The organism is Peribacillus sp. Aquil_B1, from assembly GCF_022603275.1.
GTDB lineage: Bacteria > Bacillota > Bacilli > Bacillales > DSM-1321 > Peribacillus.
In genome coordinates, this window is sequence record NZ_JAKXEE010000004.1 from 261,414 (window position 1) to 282,349 (window position 20,936).

24 protein-coding genes and 2 pseudogenes are annotated in these 20,936 nt (G+C 41.1%); 20 read left to right on the forward strand and 6 right to left on the reverse strand.

The features are described 5' to 3' along the window. Nucleotides 1-7: 7 nt before the first annotated feature. On the forward strand, nucleotides 8-808 hold the full coding sequence (gene modA / locus MPH60_RS22515) for a molybdate ABC transporter substrate-binding protein (protein WP_241589966.1): 801 nt from the start codon (nucleotides 8-10) through the stop codon (nucleotides 806-808). Nucleotides 809-1,184: 376 nt separating this feature from the next. Here the strand turns inward: modA and MPH60_RS28010 are convergent. Beyond that, nucleotides 1,185-1,681 (reverse strand): annotated as a pseudogene (locus MPH60_RS28010) (VanZ family protein). 119 nt (nucleotides 1,682-1,800) lie between these two features. Here MPH60_RS28010 and MPH60_RS22530 point away from each other — a divergent pair. The 10 genes from MPH60_RS22530 to MPH60_RS22575 all read left to right on the forward strand — a co-directional run bounded on the left by MPH60_RS22530 (nucleotide 1,801) and on the right by MPH60_RS22575 (nucleotide 8,522). After that, nucleotides 1,801-2,172, forward strand: coding sequence for a hypothetical protein (locus MPH60_RS22530; RefSeq protein WP_241589964.1), 372 nt, complete (start codon nucleotides 1,801-1,803; stop codon nucleotides 2,170-2,172). Further along, nucleotides 2,169-2,669 carry a hypothetical protein gene (locus MPH60_RS22535; protein WP_241589963.1) on the forward strand — a complete coding sequence of 167 codons (501 nt, stop codon included), beginning with the start codon at nucleotides 2,169-2,171 and terminating at the stop codon, nucleotides 2,667-2,669. Before MPH60_RS22530 ends, MPH60_RS22535 begins: the two co-directional genes overlap by 4 nt. A 40-nt stretch (nucleotides 2,670-2,709) precedes the next feature. After that, the gene (locus MPH60_RS22540; protein ID WP_241589962.1) at nucleotides 2,710-3,231 is read left to right on the forward strand and encodes a GrpB family protein; all 522 of its coding nucleotides are present in this window, start codon (nucleotides 2,710-2,712) and stop codon (nucleotides 3,229-3,231) included. A 13-nt stretch (nucleotides 3,232-3,244) separates the two neighbouring features. Then, nucleotides 3,245-3,784: a GrpB family protein gene (locus MPH60_RS22545; RefSeq protein WP_241589961.1), complete on the forward strand. Its 540-nt coding sequence runs from the start codon at nucleotides 3,245-3,247 to the stop codon at nucleotides 3,782-3,784. Continuing rightward, the gene (locus MPH60_RS22550) at nucleotides 3,765-4,361 is read left to right on the forward strand and encodes a YdbC family protein (protein WP_241589960.1); all 597 of its coding nucleotides are present in this window, start codon (nucleotides 3,765-3,767) and stop codon (nucleotides 4,359-4,361) included. The genes MPH60_RS22545 and MPH60_RS22550 overlap by 20 nt, the downstream gene beginning before the upstream one ends. Before the next feature lie 102 nt (nucleotides 4,362-4,463). Continuing rightward, complete coding sequence (locus MPH60_RS22555; RefSeq protein ID WP_241589959.1) at nucleotides 4,464-5,219, forward strand: AAA family ATPase; 756 nt, start codon at nucleotides 4,464-4,466, stop codon at nucleotides 5,217-5,219. A 179-nt stretch (nucleotides 5,220-5,398) separates the two neighbouring features. Further along, nucleotides 5,399-5,779, forward strand: a complete 381-nt coding sequence (locus MPH60_RS22560; protein WP_241589958.1) for a GntR family transcriptional regulator — start codon at nucleotides 5,399-5,401, stop codon at nucleotides 5,777-5,779. Next, on the forward strand, nucleotides 5,776-6,462 hold the full coding sequence (locus MPH60_RS22565) for an ABC transporter ATP-binding protein (protein ID WP_241589957.1): 687 nt from the start codon (nucleotides 5,776-5,778) through the stop codon (nucleotides 6,460-6,462). Before MPH60_RS22560 ends, MPH60_RS22565 begins: the two co-directional genes overlap by 4 nt. Continuing rightward, nucleotides 6,459-7,286 carry a hypothetical protein gene (locus MPH60_RS22570; RefSeq protein ID WP_241589956.1) on the forward strand — a complete coding sequence of 276 codons (828 nt, stop codon included), beginning with the start codon at nucleotides 6,459-6,461 and terminating at the stop codon, nucleotides 7,284-7,286. Before MPH60_RS22565 ends, MPH60_RS22570 begins: the two co-directional genes overlap by 4 nt. Nucleotides 7,287-7,310: 24 nt before the next feature. Further along, nucleotides 7,311-8,522: a hypothetical protein gene (locus MPH60_RS22575; protein WP_241589955.1), complete on the forward strand. Its 1,212-nt coding sequence runs from the start codon at nucleotides 7,311-7,313 to the stop codon at nucleotides 8,520-8,522. A gap of 79 nt (nucleotides 8,523-8,601) precedes the next feature. Here MPH60_RS22575 and MPH60_RS22580 read toward each other — a convergent pair whose 3' ends face one another. Continuing rightward, nucleotides 8,602-9,801, reverse strand: a complete 1,200-nt coding sequence (locus MPH60_RS22580; protein ID WP_241589954.1) for an MFS transporter — start codon at nucleotides 9,799-9,801, stop codon at nucleotides 8,602-8,604. A gap of 12 nt (nucleotides 9,802-9,813) precedes the next feature. After that, nucleotides 9,814-10,233 carry a MarR family winged helix-turn-helix transcriptional regulator gene (locus tag MPH60_RS22585; RefSeq protein ID WP_241590155.1) on the reverse strand — a complete coding sequence of 140 codons (420 nt, stop codon included), beginning with the start codon at nucleotides 10,231-10,233 and terminating at the stop codon, nucleotides 9,814-9,816. A 168-nt stretch (nucleotides 10,234-10,401) separates the two neighbouring features. On the opposite strand from MPH60_RS22585, the gene MPH60_RS22590 reads away from it, so the two are divergent. Together MPH60_RS22590 and MPH60_RS22595 are read left to right on the forward strand one after the other, a co-directional pair. Then, complete coding sequence (locus MPH60_RS22590) at nucleotides 10,402-10,803, forward strand: hypothetical protein (protein ID WP_241589953.1); 402 nt, start codon at nucleotides 10,402-10,404, stop codon at nucleotides 10,801-10,803. A gap of 76 nt (nucleotides 10,804-10,879) precedes the next feature. Beyond that, nucleotides 10,880-11,086, forward strand: a pseudogene (locus tag MPH60_RS22595) (VOC family protein); the annotation flags it as partial. Here MPH60_RS22595 and MPH60_RS22600 read toward each other — a convergent pair. Further along, nucleotides 11,083-11,730 (reverse strand): DUF6944 family repetitive protein, encoded by a 648-nt coding sequence (locus MPH60_RS22600; protein WP_241589952.1) that lies wholly within the window; start codon nucleotides 11,728-11,730, stop codon nucleotides 11,083-11,085. The pseudogene MPH60_RS22595 and the gene MPH60_RS22600 sit on opposite strands and share 4 nt — an antisense overlap. 134 nt (nucleotides 11,731-11,864) lie before the next feature. Between MPH60_RS22600 and MPH60_RS22605 the strand changes: the two genes are divergently transcribed. The 7 genes from MPH60_RS22605 to MPH60_RS22635 all read left to right on the forward strand — a co-directional run bounded on the left by MPH60_RS22605 (nucleotide 11,865) and on the right by MPH60_RS22635 (nucleotide 19,810). Further along, nucleotides 11,865-12,347 (forward strand): DUF4306 domain-containing protein, encoded by a 483-nt coding sequence (locus tag MPH60_RS22605; RefSeq protein WP_241589951.1) that lies wholly within the window; start codon nucleotides 11,865-11,867, stop codon nucleotides 12,345-12,347. Nucleotides 12,348-12,597: 250 nt separating this feature from the next. Beyond that, a complete protein-coding gene (locus MPH60_RS22610) occupies nucleotides 12,598-13,245 on the forward strand; it encodes a pentapeptide repeat-containing protein (protein ID WP_241589950.1) in 648 nt (215 codons plus the stop codon). Nucleotides 13,246-13,747: 502 nt separating this feature from the next. Beyond that, nucleotides 13,748-15,028 carry a M20 family metallopeptidase gene (locus MPH60_RS22615; protein ID WP_241589949.1) on the forward strand — a complete coding sequence of 427 codons (1,281 nt, stop codon included), beginning with the start codon at nucleotides 13,748-13,750 and terminating at the stop codon, nucleotides 15,026-15,028. 327 nt (nucleotides 15,029-15,355) lie between these two features. After that, nucleotides 15,356-15,502: a hypothetical protein gene (locus MPH60_RS22620; protein WP_241589948.1), complete on the forward strand. Its 147-nt coding sequence runs from the start codon at nucleotides 15,356-15,358 to the stop codon at nucleotides 15,500-15,502. A gap of 413 nt (nucleotides 15,503-15,915) precedes the next feature. Then, nucleotides 15,916-16,278 carry a thioredoxin family protein gene (locus MPH60_RS22625; RefSeq protein WP_371748549.1) on the forward strand — a complete coding sequence of 121 codons (363 nt, stop codon included), beginning with the start codon at nucleotides 15,916-15,918 and terminating at the stop codon, nucleotides 16,276-16,278. Nucleotides 16,279-16,451: 173 nt separating this feature from the next. Beyond that, nucleotides 16,452-16,958: an RrF2 family transcriptional regulator gene (locus tag MPH60_RS22630; RefSeq protein WP_076370178.1), complete on the forward strand. Its 507-nt coding sequence runs from the start codon at nucleotides 16,452-16,454 to the stop codon at nucleotides 16,956-16,958. Nucleotides 16,959-16,960: 2 nt separating this feature from the next. Next, nucleotides 16,961-19,810, forward strand: a complete 2,850-nt coding sequence (locus tag MPH60_RS22635) for a YhgE/Pip domain-containing protein (protein ID WP_241590154.1) — start codon at nucleotides 16,961-16,963, stop codon at nucleotides 19,808-19,810. 271 nt (nucleotides 19,811-20,081) lie between these two features. On the opposite strand, the gene MPH60_RS22640 is transcribed toward MPH60_RS22635, so the two are convergent. Then, the gene (locus MPH60_RS22640; RefSeq protein ID WP_241589947.1) at nucleotides 20,082-20,453 is read right to left on the reverse strand and encodes an ArsR/SmtB family transcription factor; all 372 of its coding nucleotides are present in this window, start codon (nucleotides 20,451-20,453) and stop codon (nucleotides 20,082-20,084) included. Then, nucleotides 20,454-20,882: an SRPBCC family protein gene (locus MPH60_RS22645; RefSeq protein WP_241590153.1), complete on the reverse strand. Its 429-nt coding sequence runs from the start codon at nucleotides 20,880-20,882 to the stop codon at nucleotides 20,454-20,456. Nucleotides 20,883-20,936 lie beyond the last annotated feature (54 nt).

Genomic DNA, 20,936 nt, shown 5'->3' on the forward strand with positions numbered 1-20,936 from the left:
AGGGACTTTGAAAAAAATATACCTTATGATTTTTTCAATAATGATGCTTGTGATAGTAGGGGCAGGGTGTTCAAGTGATGAAGAAAAGGGTATAGAAAAGCAGACGGAACAAGCTGACGAGAAAGTGGAACTGACGATTTCGGCAGCTGTAAGTTTGCAAGATGCCTTAAATGATATAAAGAAGTCTTTTGAAAAAGAGAATGCAAATGTAGAAGTTCATTATAACTTTGGAGCCTCTGGAGCTCTTCAGCAGCAGATATCCCAAGGCGCACCTGTTGATCTGTTTCTCTCAGCAGCAGAAGATAAATTTGATAAATTAGTAGAGGAAGATCTTATTGATGAGAAAAACGGAATCGATTTAGTCGGCAATGACCTGGTGCTGGTGGTGCCAAAGGATTCCAAAAAGAAAATCGGATCACTGGAAGATCTCACAAAGGCCGCTAAAATTTCGATTGGGACTCCAGAGTCTGTACCGGCTGGGCAGTATGCGAAACAAACTTTGGAAAACATGAATCTCTTTAAAGAGGTTGAAGATCGATTGGTATATGCAAAGGATGTCCGGCAAGTGCTTACATATGTGGAAACGGGGAACGTGGACGCAGGCCTCGTCTATAAAACGGATGCACTCAACTCATCGAAAGTTGAAATCATTGCGGCAGCCCAGGCAGATTTACACGATCCGATCATATATCCTGTCGGAATGATCAATGACCTGGATCATGCTAAGGAAGCCAAGCTATTCTATGACTATCTCCAAACGGAAGACTCCATGAAAATCTTTGAAAAATACGGATTTAAAGATTTATAAAAGAACGTCGATTTACACTACAGGCACTCGCTTTCCGAAGGCGGTAGGGGAGCCTCCTCGTCGCCTTGCGCCTGCGGAGTCTCCCCTTGACGCGCTTTCCCCGCAGGAGTCTCGTACCTTTCGTTCCAATCAACTTTGTTTTGGAATTTTAGGTAAACTCCTTTTTGCCTACAAACTGTAACCACCAATCTGGTGGTCTTTTTTTTTAGTATCCACAGTAATATTAGGTATATTTTCCTTTATATTGAAACATTGTCTCACTTTAAACGTAAGAATTAAGGACATGCATGAATTCATCACTCAACAAATCCGGATAATTCGCCCTACACGTCAATAATTCGGCTGCTGCGTGAAAGTAAAAAAGAAGGACAGAAAATTACTGTCCTTTGGCTTGACTGTGAATGGTTCCATTCTTATTGAAAACTGTGTAAAACAGCTTAATCGGCAGGTATCCTATAATCCCGCCAAGAGTATTCAGGATCATATCATCGGTATCAAAACTTCCTAATTCAAATAAAAGCTGAAGAACCTCATAGGTGAAGCTAAAACAGAATGTTGCAATCAAGATCGATTTAAGTTGGAAAACCTTTTTGATAATAATGGAAGCATCAAGCCAAAAGGTACAAACCCGATGATATTCCCCGCTATGTTCTCAATTCGGATGGATGTATTTACATCCGCTAAGAAGAGGTAATGGAAAATGGTTTTAAAAGGGATGAAGTTATGGGACCGCCAATAACGGCCATTGAAGGAAAAAATAATATGATCATTCATTTCGGTTATCGAGAGAGTTTTAAATAAAATGAGCTTTGTAAGGATTAATAGATAAAGAACCAAAAATAACGATAAAACAATTTTTACAAAAATTTTCATGATACAACTCCAATATAAAAGTAGGAAATATTTATCATTTTATCGTAAATGGTATATGATGAGTTTATTGTAATATTTTACAAGTTTTTTCAGAACAAATGGCCAAGGAGGAGTAAAAAGTGGAGGAAGCAATAATTGATTTTCTCATTGCAGTCATGTTAATTATTGGTTTCACATACGGTCTCATTACGCAATTTAGACAATGTGTCAGTATCAGGAATGGAAGTAAATCAGATTATGCACATTACAAGAGGGTACTGATTGGAAACTATCTGATTTGCCTATCCTATTTGGGTTTTCTTTTTTCCTACATTTTGAATTCATTACTATCATCTCGTATTATACCGGCTTCATTTATTACAAGTGATAATACTAGTTTTTGCTGTTTTAGTTTTCTTGCGATTCTATTAATCGCTAAATTTGGAATTATTCCTAAGGAAAATGAACAAGTTGGATTACAAGAATACATAGTTGAGAAAGAGGAAATATGAAGAAAATTCCGCTTACTTTATTAATCGTATGTATATCGATCACCTTTCTATTGAATTTTGCCATGCCTGAATTTGCTGGCAAAATGAAAGACAATATAAGTTCCATGAATATCCTTTATTCATACAGTGTCACAAAATCATTCTCGGAACAAACCCAAGAAACGATCGAAATGGCATCCGTGCCTTCAGGGAAAACTGAGACCAGGAAAGCCGATTTTCGAAGTGATGTCAAGCTTGAGGGAACGCCGCTGAATATTAGAGGTGTAGTGGAAGAGAGCTTGAACGAGCCCCAATATAATAAGACTAAAGAGAAATTAACCGGTCCCAAAAAAGGGTTTTCATACCGGAAATATTATCTTACCAAAAATTATGATAAAGGAAGATATACAGTCATCCGAACGAATAAAATAACCGGAAAAGAAAAGGTGTATGTCGGAACTTATTATGAGCCGAGTACGCAAGATCCGATCGTCAAATGGTCACGTGATGAAAAATGATGGCTGATACTATCTTTTACATGAAAAGTTGAGTGATTATATGGGGGAAACAGTAAAGATCGAAGATTATAACCATAATTGGGTAAATGAATTTCAACAGGAAAAAGCGAGGATAATGAAGGTTTTAAAGGACTATTCCCTTTGTGTTGAGCATATTGGAAGTACTTCCGTCTTAGGGTTGGGGGCAAAACCAATTTTGGACATCATGGCTGGTGTACATCAATTAGGAGAAGCTGACACGTTCATTGAACCATTGAAATCGATCGGGTATGAATTTGTCCCGCATAAGGAGTTTCCCGAAAGGCGTTTCTTTAGAAAAGGCCAATGGAGAGCGGGGACACACCATTGGCATATCTATAGATTCGGAAGTGAACAATGGAAGAACCAACTTTCATTCAGGGACTATCTAAGAAGCCATCCTGACGTACGGAAACAATATCAGGAATTAAAATTATCCTTAGCTCAAAAGCATTCTGGGGATGTAGTGGGGTACACGAAAGCGAAAGCTCCATTTATATTAAATGTCATGAAGAAAGCGAAATATCTAAAGGAATGTACATGAAAGGGAGGCATACATGAGAAAGGTCGAGGTCGTACCATATAAAAAAGAATGGTCCAAGCTATTTCATGATGAATGCCAAAAATTACAGGATATTTTCGGGCCTGGATTGATAAAGTTATATCATATTGGCAGTACGGCCATCCCGGCCATCCATGCCAAGCCAGTAATAGATATTTTGGCAGTGGTAAAAGATGTGGAATGTATGGCTGATTTTAATAAAGAGATGGAAGAGATAGGGTATGCTGCCATGGGGGAGAACGGAATCGCTGGACGAAGGTTTTTTCTTAAAGGCGGGGATGAGAGGTCGCACCATATTCACATGTTTCAAAAAGGACATGAAGAAATAGCCAGACACCTCGCTTTTCGGGATTATTTGCTATCACACCCTGAGGAAGCACAAAGGTATAGCAGGCTGAAGCAGCGCTTGGCAGCGGAATTCCCAGGTGATATTAAAGGATATGTAAACGGGAAAAATGATTTTATAAAAGAGGTTGACGAAAAAGCGAAACATTGGGCGAAGCGTGGTGATCATCATGTTAATGAAGTGGATTAAATGCCAAGTGAATGAGGAAAACAAGCGTTCATTTTCAAAAGCACAAGAGAGATGGGGGGAATTGCGCCAATGTTCTGGTTTCATGGGACAAATCGGAGGGTGGAATAGAAATGACCCCTATGAAGCAGGCATTCTCTCCGTTTGGAAAGATCTTTATTCTTATCAAAGTTTCATGCAGCATCAGCATGATGAAATAATCGGGAAGAGTGACCAAGGTAGTGCATATACAAATATTTCTGTCGATATCTACGAGATAATATTCAATATAGGAACAGAAGACATTACGGAATTTTTTTGCAAGGGGAAATTACTTCGAGTGGCTGACTGTTCTGTTGAAGAGGATAAACATGCCCGTTTTGAGCAGGTGCTAAAAGAAGTAGGGAGCAAGGGCACGCTGTCTGGCGCATTCGGTAGTAAAAGGCAAAACGGCAGATACCTTGTCGCCTCAATATGGGACAGTGAATTTTCACATCAAAGGTATGCGGATAAGGAATTGCCTGCCCTGATAAACGAATTGGGAGTGAACGTTTCAACCCAAAGTTTAATTGAATTGCATCCAAAGTGGGTGGTCATTTAGAATCGAATATTATCAATCTATCAATTGGTGCTATGGCGTCTTGGATTGGAACGTTAAGGACATAACAGAGTTCTAAATATATTCTACAGAAGGTGATTACAAATGAAACTAGATTATGATTCACAGTACATCAGGGGCATCTACCTGAATAGGAATCGAATATCTTCGTATGACCATTTTCCTCTTGATCTGCCGGTTATCAGGCATCTTCAAGAAGTTGCTTTTCATCCCAGTGTTACGTATGTTATCGGGGAAAATGGAATGGGGAAGTCCACCTTGCTTGAAGGCATTGCGATTGCGTATGGCTTCAATCCGGAAGGCGGAACGTTGAATTTCAATTTTTCCAATTATGATTCACATTCCAATTTGGACGAATACCTGCGTTTGAAAAAAGGCGTGTACAAACCGACGGATCATTTTTTCTTTAGAGCGGAAACCTTTTATAATTTAGCTACGAATATAGAGGAATTGGACAGGGAGGCATCGTTTGGGTCGAAAATCATTGATTCCTTCGGTGGAAAATCACTTCACCAGCAATCTCATGGGGAATCGTTTTTTTCTGCTTTTGTAGAACGATTTCAAGGTAATGGATTGTATATCCTCGATGAGCCTGAAGCCGCTTTGTCACCATTGAGACAAATATCGATGCTGGCGAGGATAAATGAGCTTGCCAAACAAGGTTCCCAATTCATCATTTCCACCCATTCCCCGATCATCATGGCCTACCCGGATGCTAAAATCCTCCAAATTTCAGATGAGGGAATGAGTGAGGTGACTTTAGAGGAGTCCAATCACTATTTGTTAATGAAACAGTTTTTTGAAGATAAAGATCGTCTCCTTCATCATCTATTTCAATGAGATTTTAGCATCTCCTTTTAAAAAACCCCGACTGCACTGCGCATTCGGGGTTTTCATTTTCTGGAATTCATTGTTGACAGCTTAGGTGTATTACGGGTATAGTACATCTATAAAGTGTATGAACCACTTAGTACATACGCGTATTTCAGACTTTTTTAAATAAATAGGGGGTGGTTTTAATGAACGTAAATACCAGGGAACCGGTATATCTGCAAGTCGTTAGGCATTTTAAAGAACAAATAGCCATAGGCAAATTCGTAGCTGGACAGGAAATTCCCTCGCGAAGGGAACTGGCGGCTTCACTGAACATAAATCCAAATACCGCTCAAAAAGCGTATAAAGAAATGGAGGAACAGGGCTTGATTCATACTGAACGAAATTTCCCCAGTCAAATCACGACGAATGAAACGATTTTACAGGCTGTAAGGCAGGAATTGATTTTGGCAGCCGTCGATACGTTTGTCGATGCGATTCGTCCGATTAATGTACCAGTTGAAGAACTGCTGCGTGTGGTTAAAGAAAAATACTCGGAAGAAATAAGGGAGGAGGAAGAAAAATGATAGAAGTAAAAAAGATCTCCAAGAATTATGGGCGGAAAAAGATCTTGGATAGTGTTTCATTTACAGCCAATAAAGGGGAAGTCACCTGTCTGATCGGGATAAATGGTGTCGGTAAAACGACAACACTCAAAGCGATCATGGGCTTGACGCCATATAAAGGTGAAATCCTGATCGATGATCAAAAAATGACAAAGGAAAGTTATGAAAAAATCACCTTCATTCCAGACGCACCGACCATGCTTCCGCAAATGACCGTTAAACAGGCCATGGTTTTCATGTCGGATTTCTATACGTCCTGGAATCCGGAAAGAGCTAACCAACTAATGGGGTTTTTCAAGCTTAAAGAGGAGAGTCGCATTTCGGAATTGTCAAAAGGGAATACAGCTAAACTCAACCTGATGCTTGGTTTGTCCCTTGACGTCGATTATGTACTGATGGACGAACCATTTTCGGGAATCGATATGTTTAGCCGCGAGCAAATTGCCGATGTCTTTGCGAGCCACCTGATTGAAGATAGAGGAGTCATCATCACGACTCATGAAATTGGTGATATTGAACATTTGATCGATAAGGTCATTTTATTGGATAACGGTACAGTGCTTAAAGAGTTCAATACAGAAGAAATGCGGGAAGAGGAAGGGAAATCGGTAGTCGATGTAATGAGAGAGGTGTATCAATCATGATGCGATATATAAAACTAGTGAACTTTGAAATCAACCGTTTCAGTAAAATCTATCTTAGCTTATTGTTGATAACCTTGGTTTCGCAATTTGCTGGAGTGATCATCATAACGAAGAGTCTTCTTAAAGATGCCAGGGATATCATGGCGGAAGAAAGACTATCTGAAGCCGCTTATATTACCAATTATGGAGGCATTGATTTTAGTCATATTGCCCATACCCTCTTGTTTGTAGGACCGATTGCGCTGAGTGCGGTTGCCCTTATTTTTTACATTTTCCTTATTTGGTATCGTGATTGGTTTGGAAAGAATACATTCATTTATCGTCTATTGATGTTGCCAACATCCAGATTATCCATCTACCTTTCAAAAGCTACAGCCATCTTCCTGATGGTATTAGGGTTGATTGCTTTCCAAATCATTATTTTACCGATGGAAAATGCCCTATTTAATTCAAATGTGCCGGAAGCGTTCTTAAATGAAATGTCAATTTCCAACATAACAAAAATCAGTCAGGTTTTGTCATTGATCATCCCAAGCACGTTCACTCAATTCCTGCTTTCCTATGGCATCGGTCTAATGATCATGTCGATATTATTCACGGCTATCATGTTTGAAAGAAGCTTCCGCATAAAAGGAATCATAATGGGCTTGGTATATTGCGGACTCGCTGCTTTGTTGTTTTTAGCCCCAGTTTTAATGGAGATCGGTAATTTCTATTTCTATCCTAATGAATTATTTGGCCTGATGCTCGCAATAGGGATCATTTTGACGGGATTATCGGTTTGGCTTGGTGCTTGGTTATTGAAAAATCGCGTTACCGTATAACAACTTTAAAGGAGAGTGAACAAGGTGAAACGTTATTTATGCAGCATCATTATTGGAATGGTTGTCATCTTAAGCATCGGGACCTATTATGTCAAAGTAGCTTCCTCCGCTTCCAGCCTTCCAAAGTATACGTTCAAGACACTGGAAGGCAGCGATAAAGAGCTTGATCCGGTGATCATAAATGCTACGCTTCAAAATGGCAGTAATTTTTATGAACCATTAACAATTGAATCCAATACAACGACATATGCCAGCGAAAGGTCTTACTTGGAGAACTTAACTGGAAGACAAGATCATCTAATTGAAAGATTGGTAAAAGAACATCGTTCATTTATGCGTGGCAAGGATTCCATCAGTTCTTTATATGAAGACGATGATTTTCTTGCTTACGCTTGGGTGAATAGCGATATTACGAATAACGGAAAGATGGAAGCAAAGTTTGATATCGGTTTACTGGAAAAGAAAGATGAAGAGGAAACCTCTTTCCAAATTGAACTTCCGAATCAAGGGAGAATCATGAATATTGATGTCAGGGATGTGCAATTGGTTCATTCAAAACTTCAGGTTTTAACGATGAATGATGTGAATTCCAACAATGAGAAGCAGACAAAAGAGGTTCATCTGTATACAATCGATGTAGCCAATAAAAAAGTCTTGAACGATAAAACCCTTGTATCTGAAACCTTTACTGACCCAAATCAAGTTGATTTTGAGATGCCAATCGATGTTGCTCCCTCCCAGCCTAACAACATGGTTTTAATTTCGTTAATGAAAGGGGTAAATCATGAGGATGGCTTTAAGGAAAAATTAAAGGAAAGCAAGTTGCTATCTTATAATTATGAAACGGAAACATTAGAAACGGTTAAAAAAGGATCACTTAGCCTGGACATGGCTAGATCAGGATATGCAGACGGAAAAAACCTTTATGCAGTTGAACTGAAATCAGGTAAATATCGCATTAAAACGTTTGACCTCAGCAGTCGAAAATTAACGAGTGACACGGAGCTGGATATAGCTGCTAATAAAGAAGAGCAATATGCCGCTGCCTTTAAGAACGGGCGTGTGTACTTCCTATTGAACGGAATGAATCAGGAGGGCTTATTAACATACAAACCTGCCAAACTTCTGATTGCAGATATAAAGACTGGAAAGACTTTATATAAAGGTGAAACAGTCATTAATAAAAAGAACAGCAAAGGTTTTGAACTTTTTATCGAGGACTTGGAAGTAAAATAAGGATCACTATAACTAGATCCTGTTTCAAAAAGCTTTAAATGAAAAAGGGATATCCTCCAATAGGATATCCCTTTTTCATTTAAATGGAAGCCAAGTTCGTTCTGGCTATACGTTCCTTCTTGCCGTGCAAGAAGTAGTAAAGGACGGAGGTTAAGATGACCACAACGCCCAGGATGACATAAAGTGTGCTATAACCTGTTACCGGAATGATGAATCCGAGAATATAAGGGCCGAATCCAAGTCCTGCATCAAGCATGATGAAGAAGGTGGACGTTGCCATCCCCATTCGGTGAGGCGGTGTTAGTTTAACGGCAATCGCCTGCGAGCTTGATTGCATATTACCGAATCCGAGGCCAATGAGGAAACCAGCTGCCAGTAAAGTGAAACTATTGGTTGTCATACTTAGAAGCAGCAAGCCGATTCCGAAAATCATGAAAGCCGGATACATAATGAAGTTCGATCCTTTCCGGTCCATCAATGGTCCTGAGAAAGGACGTGATAACAATACGGCTACTGCGTACACTACAAAGAAGAAGCTTGCCGTATTGACCAGATCGATTTCGATGGCATAAAAACTGATGAAAGAAAGGACACTGGAATAACAGAATGCCAATAACAGAGTGATGATTGAAATGGGCAGTGCCTTAGGTTCAATGAAATTGGAAAGCTTGAATCCTTTGCTTTCCGTAACTTTGGCCGTCACTTTCAATGCCGGGACATACAGGAAGAATGCAGTAATCAGGCTGATCACACCTAAAGCCAGACAGAAACTGAAAATGACTTGGAAGCTTGTATGCTGGGCCATATACAGACCGATGAAAGGGCCGATTGCCGTCGCAAGTGTTGCGCTCATGCTGTAATAGCCGATGCCTTCTCCCTTTCGTGTTGCCGGGATGATCTGGGCGACGATCGTTCCAGTCGCAGTACTTGCCATCCCCATCGCCATCCCGTGGATCAGGCGGTTAACAAGCAGGAAGCCAATTCCAAGGTCCACAAAGTATAGAAGTGTTGTCAAAGTGAAAAAGATCAAACCTATGAATAATGTTTTCTTACGGCCGATTGAATCAATGAAACGGCCGATGAACAGACGTCCGATCAACGTCCCGATAATGAAAATACCCGATATGAGTCCGGCTTCGCTTGTAGAAGCATCCAATTCATTAACAGCATAGATGGCTAGTGTCACCATCAGTAAATAAAAGATTAATGTTATGAAAAAATTGATGGACGAGACGATGACAAAGTCTTTCGTCCACAGTCTGGCTCTGGATTGATCCATGTTATTATCTCCTTACTTTATAATGTTATTTCTTATTTCGCCCATGATGCGTATGGCTGCAAGTTGTTCCTCTTCCGTGATCCCTTTCAAGATATCCTGTTCATATTGATCGATTGTCACGCGGACTTCGCTGTAAATCTTTTTGCCAAGCTCTGTAAGCCGCATTCTTTTCTCGCGTTTATCTTTACTGGGCACATGCTCGACATACCCCAGTTCTTCCAAGCGGGCAATGGTCCTCGTAATCGTTGGTTTTTCCACACTTTGATAATTGGCAAGCTCTACAAGCGTTGCCGAATCATAATTGAATAAGAAATGTAAAATGGACCATTGCGCCCTGTGTAAATCATGCTTACTCAGTTGGATATTAAGATTATTTTCAAATGGACGGTACAGCAGCAAAAATTGCTGAAAGAACTTTTGGTAAATCTCTATCAGAAACACCCCTTATACACAATATATAGTTACCCTTAGTAATTGTTACCCTGAGTAACTATGATAGCAAAACAAATCCATTCTGTCCACTCGGATTTGTTTTGTTTAGTTAAATCAGGTTTTTAGTTAAAATGAATGGGAATATAGGAATAGGAGATGATGTGAAGCATGAATAAATCTATGATCGCGTTGATTGCCGCTGCAGCAATGCTATCTGCTTGCAATAATGACAAAGCCGATGAAAACGGGGAAAAACCTGTGCAAACAACAGATGAAAATCAAACCCAAACTGAAAATGAACAACAAAAACAACCCTCGCAAACAGAAACTCAAACAAGTTCTAAACATGAAAAGTGGTCTTCTTTGCCCGAATATGACAAAATCATCGAGCAAATCGGCAACGAAGAATATACATTCAATAAGGAAACGGATAACGATGGTAAACGAGTATTCCTTATTGAACTGAACGGTGAAAAACAATATAAAACCGTCTTCGTCAAAGATACCAATCGCCTGAAAATCATCAAAATAAATGGCGGCGGTGAGGTTTATGACGGAATCTTAAAATAAGTGGACCTGACCTGCGTAAGTGGTGATTGTAAGAGGGGGGAGGTAAAGGGCTGTAAACCTTTACTAAGGTTATCGCATTCCCTATCATAGGGGACGATTGGGTCTTAACCATCTAGCCTTTCACGCCACATCCCGGCATTAGGTTGATGAGATAGACAGAAAGTTAACGGGCAGAGGAGTTACCATCCTTTATCCCGACAAGTATTCAGCCGGAGGGAAGGATCATTATGCGGTATATTTCGAAGTTCACGATCGGATGAAGGTCGAACTAGTGGCCCCTTAGCGATAGTTGGCATAGCTATATTGGCCGTTATGTCCATTTTTGCCTTTCTCGGGTTGTTCGGGTTCTGGGCCAAGTGAAAAGGCATCGATCAATATAAATGCACCGAAGACCTGGGTCCAGCTTCCTAGTAAAAGAATTTGTTCTCCCATCCGTCGTTTTTCGTTTAAAATGAAGATATTTCCGATCGATTCCAAAAAAGAACCCGCTGCAATGAGTCCATTTCCCTTGATTTCAAGAGAGCGTGAAAAGGACTCCTCCGTCAATGATGCCCCGAATGCTTCAAATGCGGCACCTAGTCCTTGGATTCCACTGCCGAGTGCATCGATCCTGGTGCCCTCTTCTTCTGAACCACTCAACTGCATATCTATTCCAACTGCATTTGCGATATTGCCAATAGCCTCAAGCCAAGCACCGAATATGAAATAGGCTTCCGATCGTTCATTTTCCGGGTTCAGCATTTTTGAACGGCCTATTGCTTGCAGCGAATTTCCAACGGCTTCAATGCCATTCCCTTTGAGGACGAGATCCTTTCCGAGGTTAGTCCCCGTTAAAGTTTGCCGGGTTTGCCCGATTGCACCTACAAGTGTTCCAATGCCAAGTAACCATGCTCCTGAAATAAGGAGGTCTTCTCCATGAGTGATCATATCTCAAACGCTCCTTAAAAGTGTTAGATTATATTATTCAGGAAAAAGTGTTTGTTTACATATTGCTTTAACACCGTAAGCTCTGGTTGATTATCACCCATTTATTGGTATAATGACAGCTGGAGGAGATGATATTGACATTTAGGAATTTTTTACAAATGATTATCACTGCACTTTTCTTTATAGTTTTTACGTTTTGTACCTGGTACGAAGGCAGTGAAATTCTGGATAGACCTTGGGAATGGAGGTATTCCACGCATTTCACACAAGTTAATGATGATCAGGCGATGGATGCAGATGATATTTCGAGTTTTGATTATTTCGTGCATGCCGCAAAATTCAAGCCGTTATTTCCAGTTCTTATGGTCTTAGCCGCATCGTACTTTATCATACTTACAGGATATATCCTATTCAAAAGAAGGATTAAAAGAATGGCTCTATTCTTCTTGGGATTAGGTATCCTTTTTCTGCTTTCAAGTGGTTTTGTATCCCATTCCCCGACTGTCGGAGGAAATATCTTTACAGCAATTTTTCTGATAGGCGGAATGATAGCCATATTAAGTGGGGCTCTATATTATTTCCGGTTGCCAAGAGGATTCAATACGTTCATGAAGTAAGAAAGGCTGCCGATGAGGCAGCTTTTTTTGTGGAAAGATGACACAAAATAATGAAAAATAATAGTCAATTTCGCGAAATTCTTAGATTGAACTTCACTAAAATGTAGTTTATAGTTAAGTCGAAATTTAGTAGACCAGTTGCTATATTTACCGGTGATGAACCCTAATCGGTTGGGTATACAGTTAAAAGCAGCACCTAAATAAGTAAGGGTTATCCAGTGATTGGAGAATAAAGCGAAAAGGTGATAATATGTCAGGCAAAATCAAAATTGAACAGCCAAAGATTCCCCAAGACTTAACTCAGGCGAACTTTCAGGAAATATATTATCAAGATGAGCCTTATCTTGATTCCTGTATCATAACCAATAGCACGATCGATAGAGAAAAGATGGATAAAATCGTATTATCACAGATTGTTTTTAAAAATGTGACATTCAGCGATGTATCATTCAGGAATATCGAGCTGACGGATGTCATTTTTGATCATTGCGATTTGACGAATGCCGATTTCATGGGCGGTTCGATTCATCGGGTGGAATTCAAAGAGTCCAAACTTTTAGGCATTAACCTGTCTGACGCAAGTTTAGGGAATGTCTCATTTGAGAATTGCAACCTGAATTTAAGTGCCTTTGGATATTCCAGTTTAAAGCAAGTGAAGTTCGATCATTGCTCATTGGAAAGTGCTGATTATTATGAGTGTAAATTCATCAAAGTGAAGTTCGAAACATGCAGATTAAATGAAGTGAACTTTTCCCGGACACCGCTCAAAGGAATTGATATTAGCAGTTCTACATTTCAAAGGCTTACCGTATCCCCGGAGGATTTAAAAGGATGCGAAGTTTCCCCTGACCAAGCGATAGTCTTTGCAGCCATGCTTGGACTGAAAATTAAAGAGTGAACCTTTTTAAGATGTAAAATGAGTTAATGAGAGTAAACTGCGAGATCTTCAATAAAGCTGAAGCGAGGACCACCGATTTGGTGGTCCTTTTTGAGTTGGATTGTCGCTAATTAATTGGATATCTATTTTAAAAACAGGAAGGGTGAATAGAATTATATAAATTGTGAATAGTACCGGATGTTTGCACACGTGCAGGATGTATTTACAATATTTGTTAAGAGGAGGGGAATTGAACGTTGATTATCAATAAGGTCACTTTGTATAGTCATGTCTGGGATGAAATGCGGAGTTTTTACGTTGATGTGTTAGGATTCGAGTTATTTTTACAAACTGATGATGGTTTTGAAATTAAGGCTGGGGAAAGTATGCTTCAACGGGACTTTAAAAGAACATGTATCAAATGTTTCCCCACTTTTAGCCTCAGAAATATGATCTAGGAACAGCACATAGAATAGTATAGAAATACTGCGGCTAATGCTGGACATGGAGGGGATGTATTTATATGAGTACCAGAATAATCCGGCAGCTGATAAGGTCAAGGCAACAGGAATTAGTCGAACTTGCAGCTTCATTTATTCGAATTCCATCTGAAAACCCATCGCCCGAGTTTAAGAAGCGGTCAGCAGAAATGGGACGCCATATTAGCCGTTACCTAGCAGCAAAAGGGTTCTTGATTACCGAGCACCGCCGTAGCGAAAATGCGTTGGTTACCGTGGTCTGTGATGCTCCCTTAACCAGGGTACCTGGTCCGCGGCTCCTATTTTGTGGACATACAGATGTCGTACCTGCTGGCGATTGTTCACATTGGACCTTCGATCCTTTCTCAGGAGAGGTCAGAGCGGGTATGCTTTTGGGTAGGGGAGCCTCCGATATGAAAGGAGGCTTGGCATCACTGGTTTTTGTGGCTGGACTACTTCAGGAGTTCGCCCCCGCTCTTAATTTGAAAGGTAGCCTAGGAGTTATTGCCTCTCCGGATGAAGAGACTGGCGGCATTGAGGTGGCCTCGCTCCTGGAACAAGGATTGATTAAAGGGGATGCTTGTCTGATTGGTGAACCAACGGATCCCCACCATCCGAATGCCGGCGAAAAGGGCAAGGCATGGATGCAGGTGATCATACCAGGTCAGGCAGATCATGGCAGCCTACAACCGCTTTATGGAATCTCCGCCATACGAAGAGGGGCAGCCGCGGTCGAAGCACTAACCAAGCTATGTGAGCTCAAGGCAACGCCTCCGGCAGAGCCTTGTCAACTTTTGTACAATACTGAGTGGCTCCTATCTCAGTATCCAGGAAACCCCTTATTGTCACAGTTACTTTATCGTCCCTCTTACAATCCAGGTGTAATCCAGGGCGGAACAAATGTGAACGTCGTCGCAGACAAGTGTATCATTAAAGTGGATACGCGGGTTCCATTCGGTATGCAGTCCGAGTTTGTACTTGATGTCGCTAGGAATCTTGTTAGTGCTGTAGCGCCAGGTGCGGTTGTAGAGCCTATAGTACCCTGTACTAACCCGAACTGGACCTTAGAGAATCGTCCAATTGTAAGGGCCATAGAACTGGGAATCCAGCGTGTCCTTGGAATGGAGGAACCCGTCTTCAGCTTACTTTTGCTTGGTTCAAGTGATGCCAGTCACTTCCGGCGCCATGGCATTGACACCGTCCTTTATGGTCCTGGGCAGGAACAAACTATCCATGGGTACGATGAGCGGGTTTCAGTGGAGAACTTAGTGGAATCTGCCGAGATCTATGCTGAGACGGCAGTCAAGTATCTTAGATCATTTTAAATCTATTTTCATTAAACTTTATGCAGGTTAACGATGCAGGGTATACTGCATGTGCTACTGCTAATGTTCTCTTTCAAGGTGTATATGGCGGTGGTTATTGGTGGGAATATTCATATACTCGATGGTATTAATTCTTTAGCTAAACTAAATATATTGATAGTGTGTTTTGATCAAACTTTGTTTTAAATTTACATGAAGGCCAAAAGATAAAAAAAGCTTGGAGCAGAAAAACCGCTTCAGGCTTTTTTCAGTTTTGTGGCCAAAGAGGTTCGTAAGTGACACCCCGAACCATGAGGAGCGGACGGGTCGAAAAAAGTGCGTTAACGAATGAAAAAACATAAACAAGACCTGGTTGTACTGCCAAGCCATTTTTTCGGAGAAGAAGGGGTTGGTGAAAATAGAAGAATTATGGATGAGCAAAAATGGATGACAAAACTTCTATTGAGGGGACTATGGAAAACAGCAAATGGCTGAATTCAGTATAGTCATGGAACCGCTCTATTTTTATTCATCAAGGGGAAAAGTAAGAATTGATTCGGAAAAATAGATAATGCGAGAGAAGAAATCGAATTTTAAATTGAAAGCGGCTATTGTAGGGGTCGAATTTTTAAAAACATTTAACTTAGTTGATCAGCTAAATCAAATAACGTGTCCAACATTAGTGGCAGGAGGCCGTCACGATTGGATCACTTCTGCAGAGGCATCGTTTTCTTTGATGAAAATAGGGAATTCATTTCGAGGATTCCTCTTTCATAAATGAGAGATTTGGACTCCAGGAAAGGGCGGCTGGCTTAGCGCTAAGTATAATCGGGCAAGCGTTAGATAGTTCAGGATAAACCGTTTGTGCTGAGCAGGAATTAATTATATATTAATCCTTGAGTACATTAATTCATGGATTAAAGTATGATGATAAGAAAAGCCCGGAGGAGACAATCATGAAAAATATCAATACTGAACAGGAATACCGTGAACAAATCAACCAAGAGGGACTGACGGTCGGGATTTTTACGACTACATGGTGCCCGGACTGCAAACGTTTAGACATGTTCATCGATGAAATCACTCAAGAACATCAAGACAAACAGTGGTTTACAATCGATCGTGACGAGTTCCCTGAGATTTCCGAAGAGCAGACGGTAATGGGGATTCCATCACTATTAGTATTTAAAAATGGGGAAAAGGTTGCGCACCTGCACAGTGCAAATGCTAAAACTCCAGAAGCGGTCAATGAATTTCTAAAAGACCTATAAAAGACCTTGAAAAGGTGAACCCCTTATTGTGCTGTAATAGGGGTTCACCTTTTTTTAGGAATTTTTTCTAGAAATGACTTGATTTTTAAGGTGAAACGGGTTTTAATTATAGATACCGAATATCCATTATGGATATTAAATATCCACATACATACCAAATGAGGTGAACTGATTTGCAATTAACAAAAGGGGTCGAGCAAGCTATATGCATCATCGTTATCCTCTCTACCCAGGATAAAAATGTACCGCTTTCGTCTAATGAGATCAGCAGGCGATTAGAGGTTTCTCCTTCTTATTTGAAAAAAATCATAAGGAAATTGGTCGTTAAGCAGATAATCACTTCCGTTCCTGGTAATAACGGGGGCCTTACTCTTGCCAAAAGTGTAGATAAGATTAAAAACCTTGAAATTATTGAGGCGATGGAAGGTCCCATTTCGATGTTTCCGGATACAGGACTTATAGAAAAAGCGTTTAAAGATGGAGAGTATGCAGAGAAGGGGATGGACGTCCTTCGTCGGATGTTTTCCCGGGCGGATCAACTTTTGATAGAGTTCTTTTCCAGTCAAACAGTGGCGGATTTGCTGAAAGAAAGCTTTGGCACCACGGACATACCGACTCTTAATTGGAATTCAACGTCATTGAGTGATGTACTGCGTGAAAAGAAAGGTGAAAAGAAGTGAACATGCTTAAACAAGAATGGAAGCTTTTCCTTACAAATCGAAAACTGGTCGGTGTCGCGATCGTTTTACTGTTCGTCCCGATTATTTATGGGGGGTTATTTCTTAGTTCCGCTTGGAATCCATACGGAAATACAGGCAAATTGCCTGTTGCAGTCGTGAATAAGGATGTGAAGGCGGAATATGAGGGTAAAACCTTAACAGTCGGTAATGAGCTAATCGAGCAATTAAAGGACAATGATGATTTGGAATGGCATTTCGTAACGGAAAAAGAGGCGAAAAAAGGATTCGATGATGGCACATATTATATGGTCGTTACCATTCCGGAGGACTTCTCGAAAAATGCTGCAACCGTCATGGATGATAAGCCCCAAAAAATGAATTTGACGTATGACGTGAATCCTGGACGCAGTTTCGTTTCTGAAACGGTAGGAAAACAGGCAACGAATAATTTGAAAACGGAAATTGCCGAAAGTGTCACAAAGGAGTATGCGGAAGCGATCTTCTCCCAGCTGGATGAAATCGGAGAAGGATTCAATGATGCAGCAGATGGGGCATCAAAGCTGGATGACGGCGCAAAAAAACTGCATGATGGAAACAAAGAAGTGACGGAAAATCTGAATAAATTAGCTTCCAGCACATTAACCTTTAAAGATGGTGCGAATAAACTTCAAATCGGCGTCGGCGAGTTTTTGGAAGGAGCCAACAAGCTTGAAAGTGGCGCATCGGAATTAAATAAGGGAATTTCACAATATACTTCTGGTGTCGGTCAGCTGCAAAAGGGTGCGGACGAACTTGCATCAGGCACAGGGGAATTAACTAATAATAGTGAAGCACTTATTCAAGGTTCATCCCAACTTTCCACCGGTTTGTCCAAAGTGGTTCCAGGGGCGCAAACTTTAAATACCGGGTTGGCACAAGCTCAAACAGGCAGTGCGAATTTGAATGATGGGTTGAATCAATTATCACAAAATGCAAGCCAGCTGACGGACCAATCGACTGGAATTCCAAAATTGGCAGCAGGTCAGCAAAGTTTAAATGAGGGAATCCATAAACTGACTGAAGGAAGCCAGGCGTTAAATGACGGACTGAAAAAAATGGATGGCCAATTGCCCGCAGAAGAACAGCTGAATCAGCTTAAGCAAGGACTGACAAGCATTCAAAGCGGTGTAAATCAATTGCAAGAAGCGATTCCCGCAGGGAGCAGCACGTCCGGTACCGTTTCCGGCATTACCCAAGACCTCAATAACAGTCAAGCGGCTTTAACGGAACTACAATCAACCATTGCGAATAATGGTCAGAGCACGATCAATGCCGTTCAAAACACGGAAGCCTTCAAAAACATGACCAGTGAGCAACAATCCGAATTAATTGGAGCGGTTCAAAATGAACTTCAAAGCCAGGCGGAAGCACAAAAACAAATCGCATCGACTCTTGCTGCAAGTGTATCTGACTTATCAACGCAATTAACGGATAAAGTAATGCCTGTATTGAATGGATTAGGCCAGCTTCCGGAACAAGTGGCCAATTTAAATAATGCAGTGAATAAAGTCAATCCAAACGCCGTTTCAGCGTTAAACGGATATACCGCAATAAGGAATGCACTGGAAGAACAATTGATTCCTGGTGCGACAAAATTAAATGGCGGCTTGAATGGAGCTGTTGATGGCAGCAATCAATTAACGGCGGCAACACAAAGTTTAAATGAACGGACACCAGAACTAGTGAAGGGGATCAACCAGTTGGCACAGGGCGGTTCCTCGTTAAATAATGGCCTTTCAAAACTAACTGAAGGATCTGGTCAGTTGGTTAATGGAGTTTCACAACTTCAAGCAGGGGCATCCTCCTTTGGGAATGGTCTTGAGAAGTATGCATTTGGTGTTAGCCAAGTTGGCGAAGGGGCAAGCAAAATTGCTAATGGGGCCAATCAACTGAATGCCAACTCTGCGGCCTTGAACGAGGGCTCATCAGCACTTGTTAAAGGCACTGAACAATTGGCAAGCAATCTGCCTACTTTGAGCAATGGAGTCATCCAGCTTGCTGATGGCGCAGGTAAGATCAATGAAGGTTCATCAGCACTTGCTGAAGGTTCCGGTAAATTGGGTGATGGAATTTCCTCACTTAAAGATGGATCGGTCGAGCTCTCGGAAAAACTCAGTGATGGGGCAGAAGAAATAAGTGAAAATAAAACAACTGATGATAATTACAGCATGATTGCTGAACCGACACAGGTTAAAGAACAAAAAAGCAGTGACGTGCCGAATTATGGTCATGCACTGGCTCCTTATGTATTGTCTCTCGGGTTATTTGTAGGAGCTATTGCCTTCAATATGGGATTCCCGACAGGCTTGCCTTCTACAAGACCTACATCAGGAGTGGCATGGTGGTTCAGTAAATTTACAGTCCTATTTATCCAAGCGACGCTTTCTGCATTAGTGTTGGATGCAATCATGATTTGGGGAATGGATTTACAGGTCGAGAATATGGGGCAATTCATTGGGGTTTCCATACTGACTTCCCTTACCTTCATGTTCATCGTTACCTTCTTGACCGTAGGGTTTGGAAATCCAGGTCGTTTATTGGCGATGATATTCCTTGTACTACAGCTAGGTGCAAGCGGAGGGATGTTCCCTGTGGAACTGACCAATAACTTCTTCAGTCATGTTCACCCGTTCATACCGATGACATACTCTGTCATGGGATTCCGTCAGGCGATGAGTACGAGCCTTGGAGCGGATGCATTGACAACGAGTATCGTGTTCCTTACTGGATGCATCATTGTTTTTAATCTGCTGCTATTGCTGACGATGGTCATCAAGAAGCGCAAAGCGCACAGAATTGAGATGGATGCATAAACTAATGAAGAAAAACCCCGGTGCAATGCGCCGGGGGTTTTTTCATTAGGCTGTTTTCGTATACTTTGTTGCAATTCACCAAGTAATGCGGTGTGGTTGATTTCCCCTCCAATGCTCGCTTTCCGCGGGGCGGGCGGTGAGCCTCCTCGGCGGGACTGCCTGTGGGGTCTCACCTGTCCCGCTGCTCCCGCAGGAGTCTCGCACTTCCGCTCCAATCAACCTTAAATCGTTTCGTTTTAAAAACAACAATCTTTACGAAAAGAGCTTTTCATTATGATGGTTCATTCGTGTCCTTTTCTTTATCGATGACTTTCAATCCATTTTCCCCTGATTTTTCAATCACATGTTTAAGGATGGATAATTTGTTATCCCAAAATCGATCGTAAAAGGATAGCCACTGTTTCAATTCTGCTAAAGGTTCTGGCTGAAGCCGAAAGCGTTTCTCTCTGCCTACCTTCCGGCCACTGACCAATTCAGCTTCAGAAAGGATATGAAGATGCTTGGCAATCGCTGTACGGCTCATGGAAAAGTGAGAAGTGATTTCTGAAATGGGTAAATCCCCTTCAGCAAGCAATTGCAAGACCTTTCGGCGGGTGGGATCGGCGATAGCCTGAAATACATCATGCTTTTCTGCTGCAGACACTTAGCCCTCAACAACCTTTTTAAGTTTTGCATGAACGATCTGTTCCCAGCCATGATCCATTCTATCGCGGATCACTGAGCTTTTTTCATTCGGTTTCGGAAGAATCGTTTCAGGCTCTTTCCAACCACCGTGAATAAGGGTGAATTCCGTTTTGCCATCCAGTTCTTTTAAAATGAAGGAAATGAACCAACCGTCCGTATCCCAACTGAATGAAAGACGATGAGGAGCATCTAACTCCGTTACCTTACAAGGAGATGGACCAAAAGGTGATTGTACATGGAATTCATGTCCCACTTTCGGTTGAAAATCATTGGGCATGAACCATGAAGCAATGCCTTCTGCAGTCGAAACTGTATCCCAAACTTTTTGGATAGGTGCTTCAAGAATAACCGTCTTCTTGATATCCTGTAATGTATTTTCCATACTGATTCTCCTTTTTAAGTGAAAATATGAAACCAATTGGTTTTGCTTTGTTGATTATAT